We start from the raw sequence: 20396 nt of genomic DNA on the forward strand, positions 1-20396 counted from the left end.
GGTAGGGCGACTGTAAGATGTTTGGCCGGGCGGGCAACCGTGTTGCATGGGGCCAGACCGTGCTAACAGTCGCGACCCTGCCGCGGCCCAACGGCGGCAATGGCGAATCGGAGGGTGCATGACCACGACCAGGGACAGGCTGGAGGCGATCCTTTCGCGGCTTGCTGAGCGCGCTGGCGAAGAACGCGTCTTCATGAAGCTCTATGCCGATGTGTCGCGCGCCGCCGCCGACGCCGCTGATGCACGCCGCCGGGCAGGGCTCATGCTCGGGCCACTCGATGGTACGATCGTCTCGATCAAGGATCTGTTCGACGTCACTGGTGAGCCGACGCTGGCCGGCTCGGTGCTGCGGCGCGATGCCGAACCGGCACGGGACGACGCGCTGGTGGTCAAGCGCTTGCGCCGCGCCGGTGCTGTCATCATCGGGAAGACCCATATGACCGAGTTCGCCTTCACCGCGCTCGGCATCAACCCGCATTACGGCACGCCGGGAAACGCCGCCGATCCCAGGCTGATCCCGGGCGGCTCGTCCTCGGGCGCCGGCGTGTCGGTGGCCGAAGGCAGCTCCGACATTTCGATCGGCTCGGACACCGGCGGCTCGGTCAGGGTGCCCGCCGCCCTCAACGGTGTCGTCGGCTTCAAGCCGACGGCACGGCGCATTCCGCTTGATGGCGCTTTCCCGCTGTCGCCGTCGCTCGATTCCATCGGCCCGCTCGCCAACACAGTGGCGCAATGCATCGCCAGCGATGCGGTCATATCAGGCAAGGAGCATTTTTCGCTGCCACCGCTGTCGCTCGCCGGCCTGCGCCTCGCCATCCCGCGTGGCCGCCTGCTCGACGATGTGGCGCCCGGCCTGGCGGCCAGCTTCGAGCGCGCGCTGCGCCAGCTCCAGGCTGCCGGTGCAGTGGTCGGCGACTGCCAGATCGGCGACCTGTTGGCCGATTTCCGTGCCGCGACACGGACCGGCACAATTGCCGCGATCGAAGGGGCGGCGATCCACGCCGACTGGCTGGCCAATGGTGTGTCTGTGCCCATCGACCCCAATGTCAGCGGCGCGCTTGGCCGCGCCATGCAGGTGCCGGCGGTCAGCTACATCAGGACGATGAATCGCCGCGTCGAGCTTGCCGCCGCCATGGACGCGCGGCTGTCGGCGCATGATATGCTCGTCCTGCCGACGACGCCCGTGCCGGCACAGCCGATATCAGAACTTTTGGCCGACGGGGCGCACGCCAACCGTATCGAGGGGCTGTTGTTGCGCAATACCCAGGTCGCCAACCAGTTCGACCTCTGCGCCCTGTCGCTGCCGATGGCCGGTGCGGCGCTGCCGTCCGGCCTGATGCTCATGGCGCGCCATGGCCACGACCGCCGACTGCTTTCCGCTGGCCTTGCCGTCGAGGCAGTGCTTAAGGATAGGCCATGGCCGGTTTGATTACCGACGACGGCGTCATCACGCGCTGGCCGGCCAAGGCCGCCGACCGGCTGGTGGTGCTCGATTTCCTCATCGCAAGATTCGAGACAGGACGCGACTACAGCGAGCGCGAGGTCAACGACGTCCTCAAGCGCCACCACAGCTTCGGCGACTGGGCCCTTTTGAGGCGCGAATTGTTCGAGAGCGGGCGCTTTTCGCGCAACCCTGTCACCGCCATCTATCGCCGTGCCGATGCCCGTTAAGCCGGCGGTTTTCTGGCCTCTTGCGGAGCTGGCCTGAATAATGGTCATCTGGCCCCTACAACGTTGCAGGCCGGAATCGGACGAGGAGTTTGCCATGCCATCGACAATGAAGGGTCCCGCGATCTTCCTCGCCCAGTTCGCTGGCGACGCTGCGCCGTTCAATTCATTGAAATCGATTACATCGTGGGCAGGTGGTCTCGGCTACAAGGGGGTGCAGATCCCGACGCCCGACGCGCGCCTGTTCGATCTTCAGAAGGCTGCGACGTCGAAAACCTATTGCGACGAGATCAAGGGCATCTGCGCCGATGCGGGTGTCGAGATCACCGAATTGTCGACCCATCTGCAGGGGCAACTGGTGGCCGTGCACCCGGCCTATGACGCGCAGTTCGACGGCTTTGCGCCCGATGCGGTCCGCGGCAATGCCAAGGCGCGCCAGCAATGGGCGGTCGAGCAGATGAAGCTCGGCGCCAAGGCGTCGCAGAATCTCGGGCTCACGGCCTGCGTCTCCTTCACCGGCGCGCTGGCGTTTCCCTATCTCTACCCTTGGCCGCAGCGGCCCGCCGGCCTGATCGAAGAGGCCTTTGCCGAGCTCGGCAAGCGCTGGACGCCTATTCTCGACGCCTATGACGAGGCTGGCGTCGACCTCTGCTTCGAACTGCATCCGGGCGAGGACGCCTTCGATGGCGCCACCTTCGAGATGTTCCTCGACGCCGTCGGCGGCCACAAGCGTTGCAACATCAACTACGACCCGTCGCATTTCCTGTTGCAGCAGCTGGACTATCTCGCCTTCATCGACATCTACCACGAGCGCATCAAGGCGTTTCACGTCAAGGACGCCGAGTTCAATCCCGACGGCCGCCAGGGCGTTTACTCCGGCTACCAGGGCTGGCTCGGCCGCGCCGGCCGCTTCCGCTCGCTCGGCGACGGCCAGGTCGATTTCACCGGCATCTTCTCCAGGCTCGCGCAGTATGGCTACGACAGCTGGGCCGTGCTCGAATGGGAATGCTGCCTCAAGCATCCGGAAGACGGCGCTGCCGAAGGGGCGCCGTTCATCGAAAGCCACATCATCCGCGTCACCGACAAGGCGTTCGACGATTTCGCCGGCGGGACGAGCGACCCGGCGATGCTGCGGAAGATGATGGGGATCGAGTAAGTGGACCACCGGAGGTGCCGAGGGACGGCACCTCCTCTGTCCGGCAGGTCAGAGAGGGCGTGGAGCGCAGTCGGGGAACAACCAGGAGGAAAGCATGACAATCGAAGGACGCGGTGACAAGTCGGCCGGCCCGATCCGCTACGGCATGGTCGGTGGCGGGCAGGGCGCCTTCATCGGTGCAGTCCACCGCATCGCCGCCCGCATGGACGGCGATTTCCAGCTTGTCGCGGGCGCGCTGTCGTCCAATCCGGAGCGCGCCAAGGCCTCCGCCGCCGACATCGGCCTCGATCCCGAGCGCAGCTACACCTCCTATGCCGAGATGGCCAAGGCCGAGGCGAAACGGCCCGACGGCATCGAGGCGGTGGCCATCGTCACGCCCAACAACGTACACTATCCCGCCGCCAAAGCCTTCCTCGAAGCTGGCATCCACGTCATCTGCGACAAGCCGCTGACGGCGACGCTTGCAGAGGCGAAGAAGCTCGCGGCACTCGTCGAGAAGTCCGGCAAGGTCTTCGTTCTTACCCACAACTACACCGGCTATCCGATGATCCGGCAGGCGCGCGAGATGGTCGCCAAGGGGCAGCTCGGCGACATCAGGGTCGTCCAGGCCGAATACCCACAGGACTGGCTGACCGAAGATCTCGCTGCGACCGGCCAGAAGCAGGCCTCCTGGCGCGCCGATCCGAAACAGTCGGGCGTCGGCGGCGCCACCGGCGACATCGGCACCCATGCCTACAATCTCTCCCGCTTCGTCTCCGGCCTGGAGCTCGACAGCCTGTCGGCCGATCTCGACGCCTTCGTGCCGGGCCGGCTGCTTGACGACAACGTCAATGTCATGCTGCGCTTCAAGGGCGGCGCCAAGGGCATGATCTGGGCAAGCCAGGTGGCGCCGGGCCACGAGAACGGGCTCAAGCTGCGTGTTTATGGCTCCAAGGGCGGCATCGAATGGGTGCAGGCCGATCCGAACTACCTCTGGTACACGCCCTTCGGTCAGCCCAGGCAGCTGATCACCCGCGGCGGCGTCGGCGCTGGCCCCGCCGCAGCCCGCGTCACCCGCGTGCCGTCCGGCCATCCGGAAGGCTATCTCGAAGGTTTCGCCAATATCTACCAGGAAGCCGCCCGTGCCATCCGCGCCGCGCGCAAGAAGGGTGGCAAGCCGGCCAAGGACGTCATCTACCCGACGGTGCAGGATGGGGTTGAGGGCGTGGCATTCGTCGAGGCCTGCGTGCGCTCGTCGAAGAAGAACGCCGCGTGGACGAAGCTGTAGGGACAGGCTCTGGTCAATCTGGGGACATTGCCGACCCAACCGGCTGGCAATGCTCCCGAACCAACTTTGGTATCATCACTCTGACCGGCTAGCCGCGCTCCGCGTCGCGTGGCAACCAGCAGTTCCTTGCATCTGCTGGACATGTATTCATGCATTCGAGATGGGCTCTTTCCGCGTCCCTATTGGCGATCTGCGCCGTTACATCTGCCCATGCGGAAGATCTCCTGGCCAAGCGATGGGGGCCGTGGGTCGAAACCGGCGGGCAGTTCGGCAAGGGCCGGTCGCTCGGCGAGGTGAACCTGTTTGTCCCGCTGGTCCAGAACGGCGATACGCTTGTCTTTGCCGACCTGCGCGGCAAGTTCGACAACAACGATGCCGTCGAAGGCAATTTCGGCCTCGGTATCAGGCACATGCTGCCGTCGGGCTGGAACCTGGGAGCTTACGGCTATTACGACATCCGCCGCTCGCCTTATGGCAACACGTTCCACCAACTAACGCTTGGCGCGGAAGCCTTGGGCGAGGTCTTCGACCTGCGCGCCAACGCCTATCTGCCGGTCGGCGAGACCGAGAGGCGAACGGACCTCGGTGCAACGACTGCCGTTGGTCCGTGGAGCAGTGAGGCCATGTTGACCGGCACGTCGCTGGCGATCCGGCACCAGGCGGTGCAGACGACGACCACCAGCTACAGGGTCGAGAAGGCTCTGGCCGGCGCCGACGCCGAGATCGGCATCAGGCTGCCTGTGTTCGAAAAGGGTTCGGGTTTCGACATGCGCGCTTTCGTCGGCGGCTATTATTTCGGCGGCTCCGACGTGGAGGCTATATCAGGTCCACGCGCGCGGCTCGAATTCACCGCCGCCGACTTCGCCGATCTGCCCGGCGTGAAGCTGACCGCCGGGCTGACTTTCCAGCATGACGATGCACGCGGCGAACAGTGGATCACCCAGGCGCGGCTGCGCATTCCCCTGCAGGCTGCCTCATCCGCCGGGCGCGAGCCGCTCTCCTACATGGAAAGGCGCATGACCGACACCGTGGTACGCGACGTCGATATCGTCTCAAACACCCGCAACGGGGCCAGGTCCAGGAACGATACGCTGACCTCCACCGAAGACGCGGTCAATGCGTGGAACGGCAAGATCATCACATCGCTCGTGCGGGTCGACGGGACGACGCAGGACCAGGCCGCTCTCCAGGCCGCGCTCGACAGCGTCGGCGCCCAAGGCATCGTGCTGTTGAACGGCAACCTCACTGCTGCAGGCGCAATTTCGCTCAACGACAAGCAATTTCTCGTGGGTGGCGGCACGGTGCTGAAGCTCAAGGGCGCGACCAGCGGTGTCGCCGTCGATTTCACCGCATCGGGCAGTTCGGGCCGCATTTCCGGTGCGGCCGGCGACGCATTGGTCAGGATGGCCGCGGACAGCACGATGCGCGGCATCTCGGTGGAGAACACCTCGTCGAGCGCAAACTCCTGGGCCATATCAGGCGCCAGCGGCGCCAGCCTGCGCGACATGGCCATCGTTTCGGCCGCCAACGGCCTGAAAGTGGAGAACACCGCCAATTTTACCCTTCAAGGCGGCAGCATCACCGCAGCCAAGGGCAGTGCTGTCGCGATCACCAACAGCACCGGGGTCGGCATCAGCGGTGCAACCATCGTCCAGAACGGCGCCAGCGGCATCGGCATCGTCGCGGATAATGTCGCGGGCCGTATCGACGGCAACACCATCACCACCAATGGCAATGGCAGCGGCTACAACGATACTCATTCGTCGGCACGCCCGGCCCATGGCCTGCAGGTCACCAACGGCGGCGGCTTGACGATTGCCAACAATGTCATCACCATCAATGGCGAGCTGGCCAATGGCATCCACGTCACCAACAGTGCCGGCATCGCTATTTCCGGCAACAAGGTTACCACCAACAACTACATGAGCCGGGGCATCCGCCTGATCGACAGCGACGGCGCCACCATTTCAGGCAACACCGTAGCCACCAACACGATGAACGAAAGCTACGTGTCACTTCTGACGGCGGCCTTTGGCATTTGGGCCGAAGGAAGTGACAACCTGTCCGTCAGCGGCAATTCGGTGACGACGCGCGCGAAAGGCGCTACCGGCATCCTCCTGCGCTACGGTGCCAACAGCAGCGTTTCCGGCAATAGTGTGACGACCAATGGCGAGAACGCTGCCGCCATCGCCCTGATCAGCGCGACCTCCAACGTCATCAGCGGCAACACTCTGACGACGACGAACCCGACCTATTCGAATGGCGTATCCATAGGGTTTTACAGCCATAACGCGGTGGTGGAGAACAACACCGTGGCGTCAGCTGCTCCACATGGCGTCTATGTCAGCATGTCCTCTGGCGTGGCCGTGCGCGAAAATCGCCTTGTCGGGCGAGGCAACAGCGGCGTGCTGACGACGGCAGGCGACACCATCATCACCGGAAACACGCCATAGGTGCCTTCGTCGAAGGCTCCGCGCTCATCGAAGAAGGCGACCGGACCAGCCTTTGGTCACGCGACCTGCACCGCCGTTTGACCTATGTCAAAACTGCGATGGCGGTGAGTGCTACACCTTGTCTCGAAGTCATCGAGAAAGGGGAATTGCATGTACAGCCATATTCTTGTTGCGACCGATGGATCAATCATCTCACAAACAGGTGTCGAGCACGGCCTCAAGCTCGCCAAGAGCGTCGGAAGCAAGGTGACTGTCGTCATCGTGACAAAGCCATTTCCGCTGCAGGGCACGACAGTGACGGGCTGGGTCGCAGGGGACAACGACATTCGCCGTTACGACGCCAGCCAGAAGGAATTTGCCGAGACAATCCTGCGGGCGGCCAAACAAGTCGCCGACGATATCGGCATCGCCCCTGACCTTGTTCAGGTTACGGCCGATTCTGCCGCGGAAGCCATCGTGGAAAAGGCTCAGACGCTTGGATGTGACCTGATCGTCATGGCCTCTCACGGTCGTCGCGGGGTGGGCCGCCTGCTGCTGGGCAGCCAGACGGCCAAAGTTGTCCAATACGCCCATACACCGGTGCTTGTCGTTCGCTAGGCGACATTCGTTGCCGCGCTCCGCTGGTCTGGCGGAGCGCAATCCACATACATGAATAATTGTATACATATTGGACAACATTAATCTTCCAAATCGTACACAATATATGCATACATGGTCCCGCGACTGACCGGGGCGGTGCCCATGCCGGGGGAGACATGGCATGGCGGCCTGCGGTCACATCAAGGGAGGGAAAGCATGAAACGTAATTTCCTGGCGCTTTGCGCCGCAACCGCCGCGCTCATGGTCGGCGCGACCGCGGCCCAGTCCGCTACCACGCTCGAAACCGTCAAGGCGCGCGGCAAGCTGATCTGTGGCGTCTCGCTCAGCACGCCGGGCTTCGCCGCCGCCGACGACAAGGGCCGCATGCAGGGTTTCGACGCCGACATCTGCCGCTCGATCGCGGCTGCGGTGTTCGGCGATCCCGACAAGGTCGATTTCGTTTTGACCAACATCAACACGCGCTTCCAGGCGCTGCAGTCGGGCGAGATCGACGTGCTGTCGCGCCAGACCACGGCGACCTTCTCGCGCGAGGCCTCGCTCGGCATCGATTTCGGCCCGACCGTGTTTTATGACGGCCAGGGCCTCCTGGTGCCCAAGTCGCTCGGCGTCGCCTCCGCCAGGGAACTGACCGACGCCGCGATCTGCACGCTGCCCGGCACCACGACCTCGCAGAACCTGACCGACTTCTTCCGCACCGTCGGCGGCAAGTTCGAGCTGGTTGTCTTCGAGAGCCCCGACGAAAACCGCGCCGCCTTCTATTCCGGCCGCTGCGAGGCGATCTCGTCGGACCGTTCCGACCTCGCCTCGATCCGCGCGGTCGCCAACAACCCCGACGACTATGTGCTCTTGCCCGAAACCATCTCCAAGGAGCCGCTGGCGCCCGCCGTGCGTCAGAACGATTCCAACTGGCGCGACATCGTCTCATGGTCGGTCTACATGCTGATGGCGGCCGAGGAGAAGGGCATCACCCAGGCCAATGTCGACGAGATGGCCAAGAGCGAGGATCCCGAGATCCAGCGCATGCTGGGTGGTGCGGACGAACTCGGCAAGATGCTCGGCCTCGACAACAAGTGGGGCTACAACATCGTCAAGGGCGTCGGCAATTATGCCGAGGTGTTCGACCGCAATCTCGGCGAAAAGACCAAGCTCGGCATGACGCGTGGGCCCAACACGCAGTGGAATGCCGGAGGCCTGCTCTACGCGCCGCCGGTCCGCTAAGAAGATGCAAGGTCCGCGCCTTCACCCGGCGCGGACCTTTTTTCTTGCCCCTGACTCCGGCTATCGGCCTTCTGACATCGGCGCGCCCATGCTGTTTTTGAACGACGCGCGGTTTCGCGCGATCTTCTACCAATTTCTGGCCATTTCGCTGGTGCTGCTCGCCGCCTGGGCCATGTATGCGACCGCGAGCGCTAACCTTGCCAAGCAGGATATCGCCACCGGCTTCGACTTTCTGTCGCGACAAGCCGGCATCGCCATCAGCGAAAGCTCGATCGCCTACGGGCCGACTGACACGGTGGCCCGCGCCATCCTCGTCGGGCTGGTCAACACCATCAAGGTGTCGTTCCTCGCCGCCCTGTTCGGCACCATTATCGGCGTGCTTGTCGGCATCGGCCGCATGTCGACGAACCCGCTGCTCAGCCGGCTGATGCTTGCCTATGTCGAGCTGCTGCGCAACGTGCCGCTGCTGCTCTATCTGTTCCTGTGGTATTTCCTCATCATCCTGGTGTTCCCGCCGGTTCGCCAGGCGATCCAGCTGTTTCCCGGCTTCTTCATCTCCAACAGCGGCCTGGCCATGCCTGCGGTCGAGTGGCAGAGCGGTTTCGGGCTGACCGTCACTGCCCTCGGTCTTGGTATCACTTCAGCATTCGTTGTGCGCGCCGTTGCACAGCGCCGCCGCGTCATCAGCGGCAAGGCCAATGCGGGCTGGATCTTGGCACTTGTCTTGCTCGTGATGCCTGTGCTCGCCGTCTGGGCCAGCGGCGCCGTGTCGCTGAGCTGGAGCGCGCCCGAGGTCGGGCGCTTCCGCCTCACCGGCGGGCTGCAAATACGGCCCGAGTTCGTGGCACTGCTCATTGGCCTGATGCTCAATCTGTCGGCCAGCGTCGCCGAAATCGTTCGCGCCGGCATCCAGGCGGTCAGCAAGGGCCAGTGGGAAGCCGCCCAGGCGCTGGGCCTGCCGCGCTCGCGCACGCTCCGCCTCGTCGTGCTGCCGCAGGCGCTCCGGGTCATCATCCCGCCTTTGACCAACACCTATCTCACCGTGTTCAAGAACAGCTCGCTGGCGATCGCCATCGGCTACCCCGACCTCGTCATGGTCTCCAACACCATCATGAACCAGACCGGCCAAGCGATGGAGACGATCGCCATCTTCATGGGCATCTATCTCGGCCTGTCGGTGGCGATCTCGCTGTTCATGAACTGGTACAATGCGCGTGTCGCGCTGAAGGCGCGCTGACATGAGCGACACCCAGGTCATTCCCGCAGCCATCAACCCCACCGTCCGCCCTACGCGGCGCTCCGAGTGGCGCAGCGCCTATTTCGGCACGCCGGGCAATGTGCTCGTAACGCTCGTCTGCGGCGCGCTCATCGTGCTCTTGGCCAAGCTCGCGCTGGGCTGGCTCTTCCTCGATGCCGTCTTCGACGGCGGCGCCGATGCCTGCAAGCAAAGCTCCGGCGCCTGCTGGCCGTTCCTCACTGATAAGCTGCGCTACATGCTGTTCGGCTTCTACCCGTTCGAGGAGCAATGGCGCCCGCTGGTGGCGCTTGTGCTGTTCCTCGGCGCCTGCGGCGTGTCGATGGTGCCGCGCGTCTGGGGCAGGGGCCTGCTGATCGCCTGGGCGGTCGTCATTCTGCCCGGTCTCTATGTGCTGATGGCCGGCGGCTTCTTCGGCCTGTCTGCCGTGCCGACGTCGAAATGGGGCGGCCTGCCGCTGTCCTTCATGCTGTCTTTCGTCGGTCTCGCCTTCGCGCTTCCGCTCGGCATCGGCCTCGCGCTGGCGCGCGCCTCACATCTGCCGGCCATCCGCGTGCTTGGCATAGGCTTCATCGAGCTTGTGCGCGGCGTGCCGCTGATCAGCATCCTGTTCATGGCCGCCGTCATGCTGCCGCTGTTCATGCCCGACGGCGTCACCATCGACAAGCTGTTGCGCGCGCAGGTGGCGATCATCCTGTTTGCCGCCGCCTACATCGCCGAGATCGTGCGCGGCGGCCTGCAGGACGTGCCATCGGGCCAGTTCGAAGCCGGCCGCGCGCTTGGGCTGCATTACTGGCAGGTGATGTTCAAGATCATATTGCCGCAGGCGCTGAAGAAGGTCATCCCGGCGCTGGTCAGCCTGGTCATCGCCTTCTTCCAGGACACCACGCTGGTCACCATCATCGGCCTGCTCGACTTCCTCGACACGGTTCGCACCGCGCTCCGCGACCCCGACTGGCAAGGCATCGCCGTGCTTGAGGGGTATGTCTTTGCCGCTGCGGTCTACTTTCTGTTCAGCGCCCTGATGGGAGCTTACAGCCGGTTCCTTGAGCGGCATTTCAACACGTCGTATCGGTAAAAGCCTGCGATTACGCCGGGACAGCGTGAAGTCGTCCCGGCAGGAATATTGTGGCTACGACAAGCTCTGCCCATAGTGGCCGGCAACCAACTGCTGACTGCCGGTGGGATCATGGACAACGAACAATGGCGCGGGCGCATCAACAACGTCATCGAGACGCTGCACGGCTTGGACACAGACAGCTTCTATGACGAGCGGGACTACAGCTATTACCCGATCTACGGCGAGATCGAGCAACTCGCGACGGCCTTCGAGATCAATCGTGATGCGCTTTCAGAGGTGCTGGCGCGCAAGCCGGTGGCCCGCAAATGCTGGCTGCCAGGCACCCCGGAGCTTCTGGGGCCGATGAGCGCCATGGAGATATACTGCCGGTTGGGTGAAAACCTGGCTGACGAACGCTGGATAGACGGGGCGCTGGTAGAAGCGTTCGAAAGCGGCGTTCTGGCCGTTGCCCTCCAACGCCTGTCGACTGAGGTGGGTAGCTTCTTGCCGAAAGGCGGTTAGTGGTCGCCATCTCGTTTGGAGTTGAGTATGTGTCGTACCTGCATCAGCCGGAACCAAGGAGTGTGGCGCCGGACATTTTGCCTTCCGCCGGCTCAACCCTGCATGCTGCAGAGCGCTCAACATCGTTTTTGATGTAGGCAGGTGAAGAGTCGTCCAAGCATCGGTCGATGTAGTCGTTTGTTCGGCCTGCTTCCAGCCAAATCCAGCAAATGCCAGCAAGGACGACTATTGCTAGCGCCCATCTCCACCACCGCCACAGAGCTGACTTCGACAACCGAGACATAGCGTATTCTACCCGAATGACGACTGACGACGACAGGGTTGCCATGACCTGCATCACGGCGCCGATCTTTCAGACCTGATACCAGCTTTTCGAATGTCCAATCACGCCCGACGCCCGCCAGCTCATCCCAGCTGCGGCGGCGTCGCCGCACAAATCACGGAACCGTTCCGCTCCCCACCGGTTGTTAATCCATCAACCGAGGAGGATAGTGATATGACTTTCCGAAGCACACTTGCTGTAACCATGCTGCTCGCCGGCACCGCGTTCGCCGCTGCCCAGACTGTGGTCGTTACTCCCGAAGAACAAGTGATCGTCCGCGAGTATGTGAAGACCAATCCGGTGATCGTCGAACGTCCGTCCAACTTTGAATTGGTCGTTGGCGCGATCATTCCGGACATTCTGAAGCCAGGCGCACTTGCCGACAACAGGTATCAGTATGTCGTGATGGACGGCCGTACTGTTCTCATCGATCCGCAGACGCGCAAGGTCGTCTACATCATGGACTGACGGCCTTGATGCAGGAGTTGCGTCGGGCGATTTCAGTTCTCCCTATCTTGTGATCGTCGAGGTGTCGCCGCCGGGCGGTGACACCTCGCATTTCGTGAGACCTATGGAGGCAGGGCCAGGGACAGCAGCCCTTTGCTCAACCCTCGACGGCCTTGGGAAACACCTTCCAGCGCTTCGGCCTGAACGCCACGCGGCTCTTCTGTGCCGCAGGGTGCCCGACCGGCAGCTCGATCTCGATGCGCTCGCGGCTGCCACCGATTTCCAGCTCGACGCGGCGGGTGCCGGCGACGCGGCGGCTGGCCGCCACCGTGCCGGCTATACAGCCATTGCACTCGTCCAGCAGCTCGATGTCGTGCGGGCGGAAATATAGGGTGGCCTCGCCATCGGCGAGCTCGGGCGTCGCAAGCCCGATCGGGCGGTCCGAAATCCACACCTGGCCGTCCTCGACCTTGACCGGCAGCGAACTCGACTCGCCGATGAAGCCGTAGACGAAGGGCGAGTTCGGCGTGTCGTAGACCTCGTCGGCGGTGCCGATCTGCTCGATGCGGCCCTGGCTCATCACCACCACGCGGTCGGCGAGTTCGAGCGCCTCTTCCTGGTCATGGGTGACGAAGATGGTGGTGTGGCCGGTGGCGTCGTGGATCTCGCGCAGCCAGCGCCGAAGTTCGCGTCGGACCTGGGCGTCGAGCGCGCCGAACGGCTCGTCGAGCAACAGCACCTTGGGCTCGATCGCCATGGCGCGGGCAAGGGCGACGCGCTGGCGCTGGCCGCCCGAAAGCTGAGCCGGATAGCGTTTTTCCAACCCGCCGAGCTGCACCAGATCGAGCAGTTCGGAGGCACGGCGGCGGATTTCGGCCTTGGTCGGGCGTTTGGCCGAGGGCCTGACCTTCAGGCCGAAGCCGATATTGTCTGCCACGGTCATGTGGCGGAACAAAGCGTAGTGCTGGAACACGAAGCCGACATTGCGCTCCTGGATCGTCCGGTTCGAGGCATCCTCGTCGCCGAAGAAGATCGTGCCCCGCGTCGGCCGCTCGAGGCCGGCGATGAGGCGCAAAAGCGTGGTCTTGCCCGAGCCCGAGGGGCCGAGCAGCGCGATCAGCTCGCCGGAGCTGATGTCGAGCGAGACGTCGCGCAGCGCCGGAAACCGGTCGAACTCCTTGCGCACATTTGAAACGCGAACTTCCATCAGTCGACCTCTGTCAGTGTCCGCGCGTGGCGGCGATCTCGGCACCGTAGCGGAGCTCGAGAAGAGTTTTGAGCACAAGCGTCACAAGCGCGAGGCCGGCGAGCACAGACGCCACGGCAAAGGCGCCGACGGCATTATATTCGTTGTAAAGGATCTCGACATGCAGCGGCATGGTGTTGGTCAGGCCCCTGATGTGGCCCGAGACCACCGACACAGCACCGAACTCGCCCATGGCGCGGGCGTTGCACAGCAAGACGCCATAGAGCAGGCCCCATTTGATGTTGGGCAGCGTCACATGCCAGAAGGTCTGCCAGCCATTGGCGCCGAGCGAAAGGGCTGCCTCCTCGTCGCCGGTGCCTTGTTCCTGCATCAGCGGGATCAATTCGCGGGCAACGAAGGGGAAGGTGACAAAGACAGTCGCCAGCACGATGCCCGGCACGGCAAACAGGATGACGATGCCGTGCAGCTTGAGCCAGGGCCCGAGCAGGCTCGATGCGCCGAACAACAGCACATAGACCAGGCCCGAAATGACAGGCGAGACCGAGAAGGGCAGGTCGATCAGCGTGATCAGGAAAGCCTTGCCCTTGAACTCGAACTTGGCGATCGCCCAGGCAGCGGCGACGCCGAACACCAGGTTGAGCGGCACCGAAATGACGGCGACCAGAAGTGTCAGCTTGATCGCGGCAATCGTGTCATGCTCGTTGATGGCGCCGAGGAAGGCGCCGATGCCACGTGAGAACGCCTGCTCGAACACTACCACCAGCGGCAGAAGCAGGAAGATGGCGAGGAAGCCGAAGGCGAGCAGCATCAAGGCCGCGCGCGCCAGCGGGCGTTCGGTGACGGCAAGCGAGGCGTGCTCGTGATGGATATCGGCGGGGTAAAGCTCTGGATCAGCCATAACGCTTGCGGGTCCACGACTGGATGAGGTTGATGACGAGCAGCATTGCAAACGACAGCGCCAGCATGATCGTGGCGATCGCCGTGGCAGCCGCGTAGTCATATTCCTCAAGCCGGATGACGATCAGAAGCGGTGCGATTTCCGAGATGTAGGGCAGGTTGCCGGCGATGAAGATGACCGAGCCATATTCGCCGACGCCGCGCGCGAAGGCGAGCGCGAAGCCTGTCACGACGGCGGGCGCCAGCCCCGGAAACAGCACCAGGAAGATGGTCTGGAAGCGGTTGGCACCCAGGGTGGCCGCGGCTTCCTCAACCTCCTTGTCGATCTCCTCGATGATCGGCTGCACCGTGCGCACGACGAAGGGCAAGCCAATGAAGACAAGTGCTATGACGATGCCGAGTGGGGTGTAGGCGACCTTGATGCCGAGCGGCGCCAACAGCGCGCCCATCCAGCCCTTGGGTGAATAAAGCGTCGTCAGCGCGATACCCGCCACTGCGGTCGGCAGTGCAAAGGGCAGGTCGACCATCGCGTCGATGACGCGGCGGCCGGGAAAGCGGTAGCGCACCAGCACCCACGCGACGATGGTGCCGAACACCACGTTGATGCTTGCTGCAATGAAGGCCGTGCCGAAGCTGATCTCCAGTGCCTTGACGGTACGGCGGTCGGTGGCGATGGCCCAGAAGTCGGTCCAGCCCAGCGATGCCGAACGCCAGACGAGGCCCGAGAGCGGGATGAGGATGATGAGCGTGAGGTAGGCAAGCGAGAAGCCGAGCGTCAATCCGAAACCCGGAATGACGCTCGGCTGTCTGAACCGCCACCCCGCCTTGGCGGGTGCTGTGATCATATCGTCCTGGTCTTACCTACTGGGCCGGCTTGTAGATCTGGTCGAATATACCACCATCTCCGAAGTGATAGGGCTGTGCTTTCTGCCATCCGCCGAAAATCGGGTCATCGATAGAAACCAGTTTCAGCTCGTGCTGCTTCTGCAGGTCGGCAGCAGGCACCAGATCGGGCTTGGACGGACGGTAGTGATGCTTGGCGGCGATGGTCTGGCCTTCCGCCGAATAGAGGTAATTGAGATAAGCCTCAGCGACCTTTCGGGTCCCCTTGGCGTCGACATTGGCGTCGACCACGGCGACCGGCGGCTCGGCCAGGATCGACTGCGGCGGGAAGACGATGTCGAAGTTGTCGGCGCCGAATTCGTCGAGGGCTAGATAGGCCTCGTTTTCCCAGGCGAGCAGCACGTCGCCCTGCTCACGCTCGGCAAAAGTCACCGTCGAGCCGCGGGCGCCGGTGTCGAGGATCGGCACATGGGCGTAAAGATTGCCGACGAACTCCTTGATCTTGGCTTCGTCGCCACCGAACTGGCCGTTGGCCCAGGCCCAGGCGGCAAGGTAGTTCCAGCGCGCGCCACCCGAGGTCTTTGGGTTCGGCGTGATCACCTGGACGCCGTCCTTGATCAGGTCGCCCCAGTCGTTGATGCCCTTGGGATTGCCCTTGCGCACAAGGAAGATGATGGTCGAGGTGTAAGGCGAGGCATTGTTGGGCAGCTTCGAACGCCAGTCGGGATTGATCTTCTTTGACTTCTCCACGATGGCGTTGATGTCGCTTTCGAGCGCCAGCGTCACCACATCGGCGTCGAGGCCGTCGATCACCGCGCGGGCCTGTTTGCCTGAGCCGCCATGCGACTGCTGGATCGTCACCGTCTCGCCGCTCTCCGCCTTCCAATGCTTGGCGAAGGCCTCGTTGTAATCCTTGTAGAGCTCGCGGGTCGGGTCGTAGGAGACGTTGAGGAGCGTCGTGTCGGCATGGGCAAGGCCCAGGCCGCCGAGCTGAACTGCGCCGGCCAGCACGGCCGAAAGCAGGATGGTTCTGCGTGAAGTCGTCATTTCCGCCTCCGTTCGAATATGGTTCTACTCTATCGAACTGGTAGAAATTAGATGCGGCGAATGTTCCGAATTTCACCCCGCATGGGCAAATTTCGTGCGACCTGCCGAAGCGCTGGAAATTTTTTTGCTCGCTTAAGAACTCCTGCGCCGCAGCTGTGATCGAAACGTTCGCTACGAACGATCAGAGGTAGGCGAGTTCGGGAGGGAGGCAAGGGCGGTCAGGCCCTGGTGATTTTCCCCGACCAGTAGCGTTCAACCTCGATCCATTGCGTCGCGGCGAGCGGGCCCAGCCACTGCTTCAGGTGATCCGGAGATGTGGTCTTGTGAAGGGACAGGTTTTGCAGGTCTTCCAGAAGCCCGATCGTCGTGGCTTCCCTTACCAGCTCGTCGCCATCGGCGAGCCAACGCTCGATGACTGCGAAGATGTGCTGAAGTTCGCCGACCTTGCCATCCTTCAGCTTGCCGATCACATGTCGGGCAAGGTCTCCCAAGACCAGGTAAAGCGGCAGTTCGATCTGGTCGCGCCATTTGTCGGCAAACGCGTCCCAGACCGGCTGGAATGTCGGATCGACTTCAAGAAGCACGTCGAACATGTCCTGCCGCGAGATCATTTTCATTTGCTCCACGAAGACCCTGACGCTTGCCGCCGAGCCTGCGGCGCCGATGACAGCCATGGAAGCCGGTGCGGCAGGACTCTGGCCTTCCTACTCCGCGATCTTAGCATAAGCGAGGCTGAATCCTGCGAGCGAGGCGGGAATCTCTCGCCTCTTGCCGTCCGAAAACGTTGCCGAGACGAATAGCTTTGAGCCCCGCTTCATCGTGGCGATCAGGTCGCTGCCGAGTGGCTGTGTCGTGTAGACGCCGTCGGCGTCGCTGACCTGGAACGGCACGCGGAAGCTCTGGCCGCCATCGACGCGAATTTCAGCACCGGGTTGGAGCAGGGTTCCATGCGGCAGGCTGAGCTTGATCAGCGCGTTGTCATTGCCGATCGTCTTCGGCGGCACGATCTCGACACGCAGCAGGCGGCGGCTGGTGTCGGCGAGGGTCAGCGCCTGCGACATGACGCAAGCCATCCTGACGCCTGCGGCGTCCGGCTTGCACGATACGTCCCATGCTGCCTTGGGCTCGGTCACGATCTCGGCCTTCGGCTTGACGTCCTCGGCCTTGCCGGCCGGAGCCGAGGCCGACGGCGCAGGTGCCGCTGTCGCCGGCGTCTCCGCCACCGGATCCGCCTTTTCCTGTGCTGCCGCCTGCAGCAGCATGGCGCACAGGCCGAGCGAAGCCAGGGTGAGTGTGCGCCCGTGCATGCGAGACAAGATTACCAGCCGACGCGCACGCCGAGGCGTCCGCCGACGGACTGGTTGCCGAAGCCGTAGCCGATGCCGCCGTTCAGCGACCAGCGGTCGTCGAGACGGGCGCTGCCGAACATGGCGGCGGCGCTGGCGCCGTCGAAATTGCCGTAGTTGAAGTTCAGCGCGTAATTCTCGTCGGAGGCCAACCCGCCGCCGCCCATGGCCAGCGCCATGGCAACGCCTTCCTTGTTGGTCTGGTTTTCTTCCTGCAGGTTGCTGACGGTCTGCTCGAGCGAGCCGATGCGGGCCGTGTTCGAGGCGATGTTGGCGGTGTTGGTGGCGATGTCGGCGGTGTTGATCGCGGTCTGCGGGTCCAGGCCGGCACCGGGCAGGATCGGCGTGCAGTTGGTATCGGCCACCGCGCAGAGGCGAAGCAGGGTCTGGCCTGCGGTACGGTCGACGATCGAAAAATGCGACCTGCCGCCGGATGCCGAATCGTTGATCTCGATCGCCCAGTCATTCGCCGGAAAACCGGGAGAGGTGCTGGTGTCGTTGAAGAAGATGCGGGTGTTGTTTTCCTTCAGCATGATGGTGTCGAAGCCGAAGGTCTCGTTGTTGACGCAATCGAGCCCGACGCAAGTGCTGCCCTGGACGATGAGATCGTCGGCAATCACCTGATCCGCGTTTGCGTGGATCTGCGACGCCATCAACGCCGCGGCCGCGCCGAACGCCGCCTTCAGTACTTTTTCCCTGCCCATGGTTCCCCAACCCTGAAACTTAACAACTGGTTTATGTTGGGAAGCTAACGGACAAGTCAACAACCGGTGGAGTGATCAACTTGCTCGGTTGCAGGTTGTGGTAAATTTGCATGCAACGAAAGCTTGGGCCTACTCCACGAACACCCTGACACTCGCCGCGCGGCCCGCGGCGTCGATGACGGTGAGGGTGGAGAAGCCGGTGCCGTCTGGCTGCCAGGTCGCCTCATGGCGGCGGGCGACTGTTTCCAGCGGCTTGCCGTTGGCGAGCCAGCGGAATGGCGCGCGGCCGCCTTGCAGCTTGAGTACCAGCGGCGAGGCGTCTGACGTGGCGGCACCCAGTTCGACGCGGGCGCCGTCGGGTGGAAAGACGATCTGTGGCGCGGGTTCGGTGATGGCGGCCGCGACCATCGGCAGTTCGGTCGCGGTCGAAAAGCGCTCCAGTGTTACCGGCAGGTCGGCGCGGGCGGTGCGCAGCGTTCCGGCCGGCGGGCGCGGCAGCGGCATCGACGGCAGGCTGGAACGGGCAAAGCCCTCGAACAGAATGGGGGCTGCCGAGACATAACCCGACAGTCCGGGCACCGCACCGGCATCGGGGCGGCCGGCCCAAACGCCGAGAACGTAGCGACCGTCGTAGCCGATCGACCAGGCGTCACGGTAGCCGTAGGAGGTACCGGTCTTGTAGGCGATTGTGCGTTTCGCGGCACCCTCGGGCGGCTTGACGCCTGCAAGGATGTCGGCGATCTGCCAGGCGGCCTGCTCCTCCAGGATGGTGCCATTGGCAAGCGGGGCAGGGACGGCCGCCTCAGCTCCGTCGCGCAAAATCTTGGCGCGGCCGCCATTGGCGAGCCCGGTGTAGAGCTGGACGAGGTCGCGGAGCGTCACACCGACGCCGCCGAGGCCGATGGCGAGGCCCGGCACTTCGTTGGGCGGCAGCTGCGGGGTAACGCCGGCCTGGCGGAAGCGCGCCGTCAGCCGCTGGGGCCCGACCGCGTCGAGCAGCCGTATCGCCGGCACGTTGAGCGACAGCTGCAGCGCCTGGCGCACCGACACGTCACCCTGGTAGCTCATGTCGAAATTCTTGGGCCGGTAGCCGCCGAAATCGGCCGGCCGGTCCTCGATCATCGTCTCCTGAGCCACCAGCCCCTGTTCGAAAGCAAGGCCGTAGATGAAGGGCTTCAGCGTCGACCCGGGCGAGCGCACGGTGCGCGTCATGTCGATCCAGCCAGAGCGCGAGGCGTCGAAGAAGTTGGCCGAGCCGACCTCGCCGAGGATTTCGCCCGTCATCGCGTCGGCCAGAACCATGGCGACCGAGATTTTCGGGCCGAGCCGGCTCGCGGCCTCGCGCGCCACGACCTCCAGCCCTTGCTGCACGTCTCTGCGCAAGGTCAGGCGATGGCTGACGAGGCCCGGCTGGCTGCGAAGTGCAGTGTCCGAGGCGTGCGGCGCAAGCTGCGGCAAGGCAAGCCGGGTGGCGGCGACGGTCTCCAAGGATGCCCGCGCCGCCTCGGTCTCGCCGAGCAGGCCTGCCAAAACCATGCGGTCGAGCACGCGATCGCGCGCGGCTCGGGCATTTGCGGGATTGCGGTCGGGCCGGCGGCGCTCGGGCAATTGTGGCAGGGCGACAAGAAGGGCTGCTTCGGAAACTGTCAGCCGCTTCGGCTCCTTGCCGAAATAGGCAAGCGCCGCCGCACGCACGCCTTCGAGATTGCCGCCATAAGGCGCCAGCGTCAGGTAGCGCTCGAGGATTTCTTCCTTGGGCAGCCGCCGCTCGATCTGGACGGCGCGGGCCAATTGCTTGAGCTTGGAACTGAGGCTGCGGCTTTCGCGCGGCTCGATCAGGCGTGCCAGCTGCATCGACAGCGTCGAACCACCGGAGACGATGCGGCCGTTGCTCAGGAACTGCCAGGCGGCGCGCCCGAGCGCCAGCGCGTCTATGCCCTCGTGGTCCCAGAAGCGCTTGTCCTCATATGCGACAAGCATCTTCACCAGCTGCGGGTCGACCTGGTCGAGGTCCGTGCCAAGCCTCCAGTGACCCGACGGTGTCGCATAGGCGCGTAGCAGTTGTCCGCCGCGGTCGAGCACTTCGGCCGAGACAGTCAGTTTTTCGGGCAAAGGCGGCGGAAAGGTGCGGTCGAGCGCGAACAGGCCGCCAAAGGCGAGGGCGGCCAGACTGGCAGCGCCTATCGCCGAGAGAGCGATCCTGCGCGTGGTCTTTGCGGAGAGCATGGCTCTGCCCCTCACCCTTACCCTCTCCCCGTGAACAACGGGGAGAGGGGGGCGTCGACGTCGCGACCGTCTTCCTTCTCCCCGTCATGACGGGGAGAAGGTGCCGGCAGGCGGATGAGGGGGGCGGCCTCCGCAGAAGTCACTGCTGAGATGAAAGC

The 20396-nt window shown here is 63.9% G+C and carries 19 protein-coding genes; 11 read left to right on the forward strand and 8 right to left on the reverse strand.

The features are described 5' to 3' along the window. Positions 1 to 118 precede the first annotated feature (118 nt). The 11 genes from SLT36_RS12365 (at position 119) to SLT36_RS12415 (ending at position 11989) form a co-directional block, all read left to right on the forward strand. A complete protein-coding gene (locus SLT36_RS12365) occupies positions 119 to 1429 on the forward strand; it encodes an amidase (protein ID WP_432287796.1) in 1311 nt (436 codons plus the stop codon). Further along, positions 1417 to 1671 carry a DUF2087 domain-containing protein gene (locus tag SLT36_RS12370; protein ID WP_432287797.1) on the forward strand — a complete coding sequence of 85 codons (255 nt, stop codon included), beginning with the start codon at positions 1417 to 1419 and terminating at the stop codon, positions 1669 to 1671. The genes SLT36_RS12365 and SLT36_RS12370 overlap by 13 nt, the downstream gene beginning before the upstream one ends. Positions 1672 to 1765: 94 nt before the next feature. After that, positions 1766 to 2824 carry a sugar phosphate isomerase/epimerase family protein gene (locus SLT36_RS12375; RefSeq protein WP_432287798.1) on the forward strand — a complete coding sequence of 353 codons (1059 nt, stop codon included), beginning with the start codon at positions 1766 to 1768 and terminating at the stop codon, positions 2822 to 2824. 94 nt (positions 2825 to 2918) lie between these two features. Then, positions 2919 to 4091, forward strand: coding sequence for a Gfo/Idh/MocA family protein (locus SLT36_RS12380; protein ID WP_432287800.1), 1173 nt, complete (start codon positions 2919 to 2921; stop codon positions 4089 to 4091). Between the two features lie 149 nt (positions 4092 to 4240). Then, the gene (locus tag SLT36_RS12385) at positions 4241 to 6544 is read left to right on the forward strand and encodes a right-handed parallel beta-helix repeat-containing protein (protein ID WP_432287801.1); all 2304 of its coding nucleotides are present in this window, start codon (positions 4241 to 4243) and stop codon (positions 6542 to 6544) included. Positions 6545 to 6652: 108 nt separating this feature from the next. Then, on the forward strand, positions 6653 to 7141 hold the full coding sequence (locus SLT36_RS12390; RefSeq protein WP_432287803.1) for a universal stress protein: 489 nt from the start codon (positions 6653 to 6655) through the stop codon (positions 7139 to 7141). 198 nt (positions 7142 to 7339) lie between these two features. Continuing rightward, the gene (locus tag SLT36_RS12395) at positions 7340 to 8362 is read left to right on the forward strand and encodes an amino acid ABC transporter substrate-binding protein (protein WP_432287805.1); all 1023 of its coding nucleotides are present in this window, start codon (positions 7340 to 7342) and stop codon (positions 8360 to 8362) included. Positions 8363 to 8450: 88 nt separating this feature from the next. Continuing rightward, entirely contained in the window at positions 8451 to 9599 is a 1149-nt protein-coding gene (locus tag SLT36_RS12400; RefSeq protein ID WP_432287807.1) for an amino acid ABC transporter permease, read from the forward strand. A 1-nt stretch (position 9600) separates the two neighbouring features. Further along, on the forward strand, positions 9601 to 10695 hold the full coding sequence (locus SLT36_RS12405; RefSeq protein WP_432287808.1) for an amino acid ABC transporter permease: 1095 nt from the start codon (positions 9601 to 9603) through the stop codon (positions 10693 to 10695). A 111-nt stretch (positions 10696 to 10806) separates the two neighbouring features. After that, a complete protein-coding gene (locus SLT36_RS12410; protein WP_432287810.1) occupies positions 10807 to 11199 on the forward strand; it encodes a hypothetical protein in 393 nt (130 codons plus the stop codon). A 496-nt stretch (positions 11200 to 11695) separates the two neighbouring features. Then, a complete protein-coding gene (locus SLT36_RS12415) occupies positions 11696 to 11989 on the forward strand; it encodes a DUF1236 domain-containing protein (RefSeq protein WP_432287812.1) in 294 nt (97 codons plus the stop codon). Positions 11990 to 12125: 136 nt separating this feature from the next. Here SLT36_RS12415 and SLT36_RS12420 read toward each other — a convergent pair whose 3' ends face one another. The 8 genes from SLT36_RS12420 to pbpC form a co-directional block, all read right to left on the reverse strand. Next, entirely contained in the window at positions 12126 to 13175 is a 1050-nt protein-coding gene (locus SLT36_RS12420; protein ID WP_432287814.1) for a sulfate/molybdate ABC transporter ATP-binding protein, read from the reverse strand. Between the two features lie 13 nt (positions 13176 to 13188). Further along, on the reverse strand, positions 13189 to 14073 hold the full coding sequence (gene cysW / locus SLT36_RS12425) for a sulfate ABC transporter permease subunit CysW (RefSeq protein WP_067960211.1): 885 nt from the start codon (positions 14071 to 14073) through the stop codon (positions 13189 to 13191). After that, positions 14066 to 14917, reverse strand: a complete 852-nt coding sequence (gene cysT / locus SLT36_RS12430) for a sulfate ABC transporter permease subunit CysT (RefSeq protein WP_432287816.1) — start codon at positions 14915 to 14917, stop codon at positions 14066 to 14068. The genes cysW and cysT overlap by 8 nt, the downstream gene beginning before the upstream one ends. 16 nt (positions 14918 to 14933) lie before the next feature. Next, a complete protein-coding gene (locus tag SLT36_RS12435) occupies positions 14934 to 15962 on the reverse strand; it encodes a sulfate ABC transporter substrate-binding protein (RefSeq protein WP_432287817.1) in 1029 nt (342 codons plus the stop codon). A gap of 218 nt (positions 15963 to 16180) precedes the next feature. Then, positions 16181 to 16573, reverse strand: a complete 393-nt coding sequence (locus SLT36_RS12440; RefSeq protein WP_432287819.1) for a DUF7674 family protein — start codon at positions 16571 to 16573, stop codon at positions 16181 to 16183. Positions 16574 to 16666: 93 nt separating this feature from the next. Beyond that, on the reverse strand, positions 16667 to 17269 hold the full coding sequence (locus SLT36_RS12445) for an invasion associated locus B family protein (protein WP_432287821.1): 603 nt from the start codon (positions 17267 to 17269) through the stop codon (positions 16667 to 16669). An 11-nt stretch (positions 17270 to 17280) separates the two neighbouring features. Next, positions 17281 to 18012, reverse strand: a complete 732-nt coding sequence (locus SLT36_RS12450) for a YadA C-terminal domain-containing protein (RefSeq protein ID WP_432287823.1) — start codon at positions 18010 to 18012, stop codon at positions 17281 to 17283. Between the two features lie 129 nt (positions 18013 to 18141). Then, entirely contained in the window at positions 18142 to 20238 is a 2097-nt protein-coding gene (gene pbpC, locus SLT36_RS12455) for a penicillin-binding protein 1C (protein WP_432287824.1), read from the reverse strand. Positions 20239 to 20396 lie beyond the last annotated feature (158 nt).

The sequence above is a fragment of the Aminobacter sp. BA135 genome (assembly GCF_050859125.1).
Lineage (GTDB): Bacteria > Pseudomonadota > Alphaproteobacteria > Rhizobiales > Rhizobiaceae > Aminobacter > Aminobacter ciceronei.

Excerpts from the sequence above, each read along its gene's own strand:
- SLT36_RS12395 (WP_432287805.1), top strand. The coding sequence starts at position 7,340 with ATGAAACGTAATTTCCTGGCGCTTTGCGCCGCAACCGCCGCGCTCATG.
- SLT36_RS12410 (WP_432287810.1), top strand. The coding sequence starts at position 10,807 with ATGGACAACGAACAATGGCGCGGGCGCATCAACAACGTCATCGAGACG.
- SLT36_RS12400 (WP_432287807.1), top strand. The coding sequence starts at position 8,451 with ATGCTGTTTTTGAACGACGCGCGGTTTCGCGCGATCTTCTACCAATTT.
- SLT36_RS12370 (WP_432287797.1), top strand. The coding sequence starts at position 1,417 with ATGGCCGGTTTGATTACCGACGACGGCGTCATCACGCGCTGGCCGGCC.
- cysW (WP_067960211.1), bottom strand. The coding sequence starts at position 14,073 with ATGGCTGATCCAGAGCTTTACCCCGCCGATATCCATCACGAGCACGCC.
- SLT36_RS12385 (WP_432287801.1), top strand. The coding sequence starts at position 4,241 with ATGCATTCGAGATGGGCTCTTTCCGCGTCCCTATTGGCGATCTGCGCC.
- SLT36_RS12405 (WP_432287808.1), top strand. The coding sequence starts at position 9,601 with ATGAGCGACACCCAGGTCATTCCCGCAGCCATCAACCCCACCGTCCGC.
- SLT36_RS12375 (WP_432287798.1), top strand. The coding sequence starts at position 1,766 with ATGCCATCGACAATGAAGGGTCCCGCGATCTTCCTCGCCCAGTTCGCT.
- SLT36_RS12380 (WP_432287800.1), top strand. The coding sequence starts at position 2,919 with ATGACAATCGAAGGACGCGGTGACAAGTCGGCCGGCCCGATCCGCTAC.
- SLT36_RS12445 (WP_432287821.1), bottom strand. The coding sequence starts at position 17,269 with ATGCACGGGCGCACACTCACCCTGGCTTCGCTCGGCCTGTGCGCCATG.
- SLT36_RS12440 (WP_432287819.1), bottom strand. The coding sequence starts at position 16,573 with ATGATCTCGCGGCAGGACATGTTCGACGTGCTTCTTGAAGTCGATCCG.
- SLT36_RS12365 (WP_432287796.1), top strand. The coding sequence starts at position 119 with ATGACCACGACCAGGGACAGGCTGGAGGCGATCCTTTCGCGGCTTGCT.
- pbpC (WP_432287824.1), bottom strand. The coding sequence starts at position 20,238 with ATGCTCTCCGCAAAGACCACGCGCAGGATCGCTCTCTCGGCGATAGGC.
- cysT (WP_432287816.1), bottom strand. The coding sequence starts at position 14,917 with ATGATCACAGCACCCGCCAAGGCGGGGTGGCGGTTCAGACAGCCGAGC.
- SLT36_RS12420 (WP_432287814.1), bottom strand. The coding sequence starts at position 13,175 with ATGGAAGTTCGCGTTTCAAATGTGCGCAAGGAGTTCGACCGGTTTCCG.
- SLT36_RS12450 (WP_432287823.1), bottom strand. The coding sequence starts at position 18,012 with ATGGGCAGGGAAAAAGTACTGAAGGCGGCGTTCGGCGCGGCCGCGGCG.
- SLT36_RS12435 (WP_432287817.1), bottom strand. The coding sequence starts at position 15,962 with ATGACGACTTCACGCAGAACCATCCTGCTTTCGGCCGTGCTGGCCGGC.
- SLT36_RS12415 (WP_432287812.1), top strand. The coding sequence starts at position 11,696 with ATGACTTTCCGAAGCACACTTGCTGTAACCATGCTGCTCGCCGGCACC.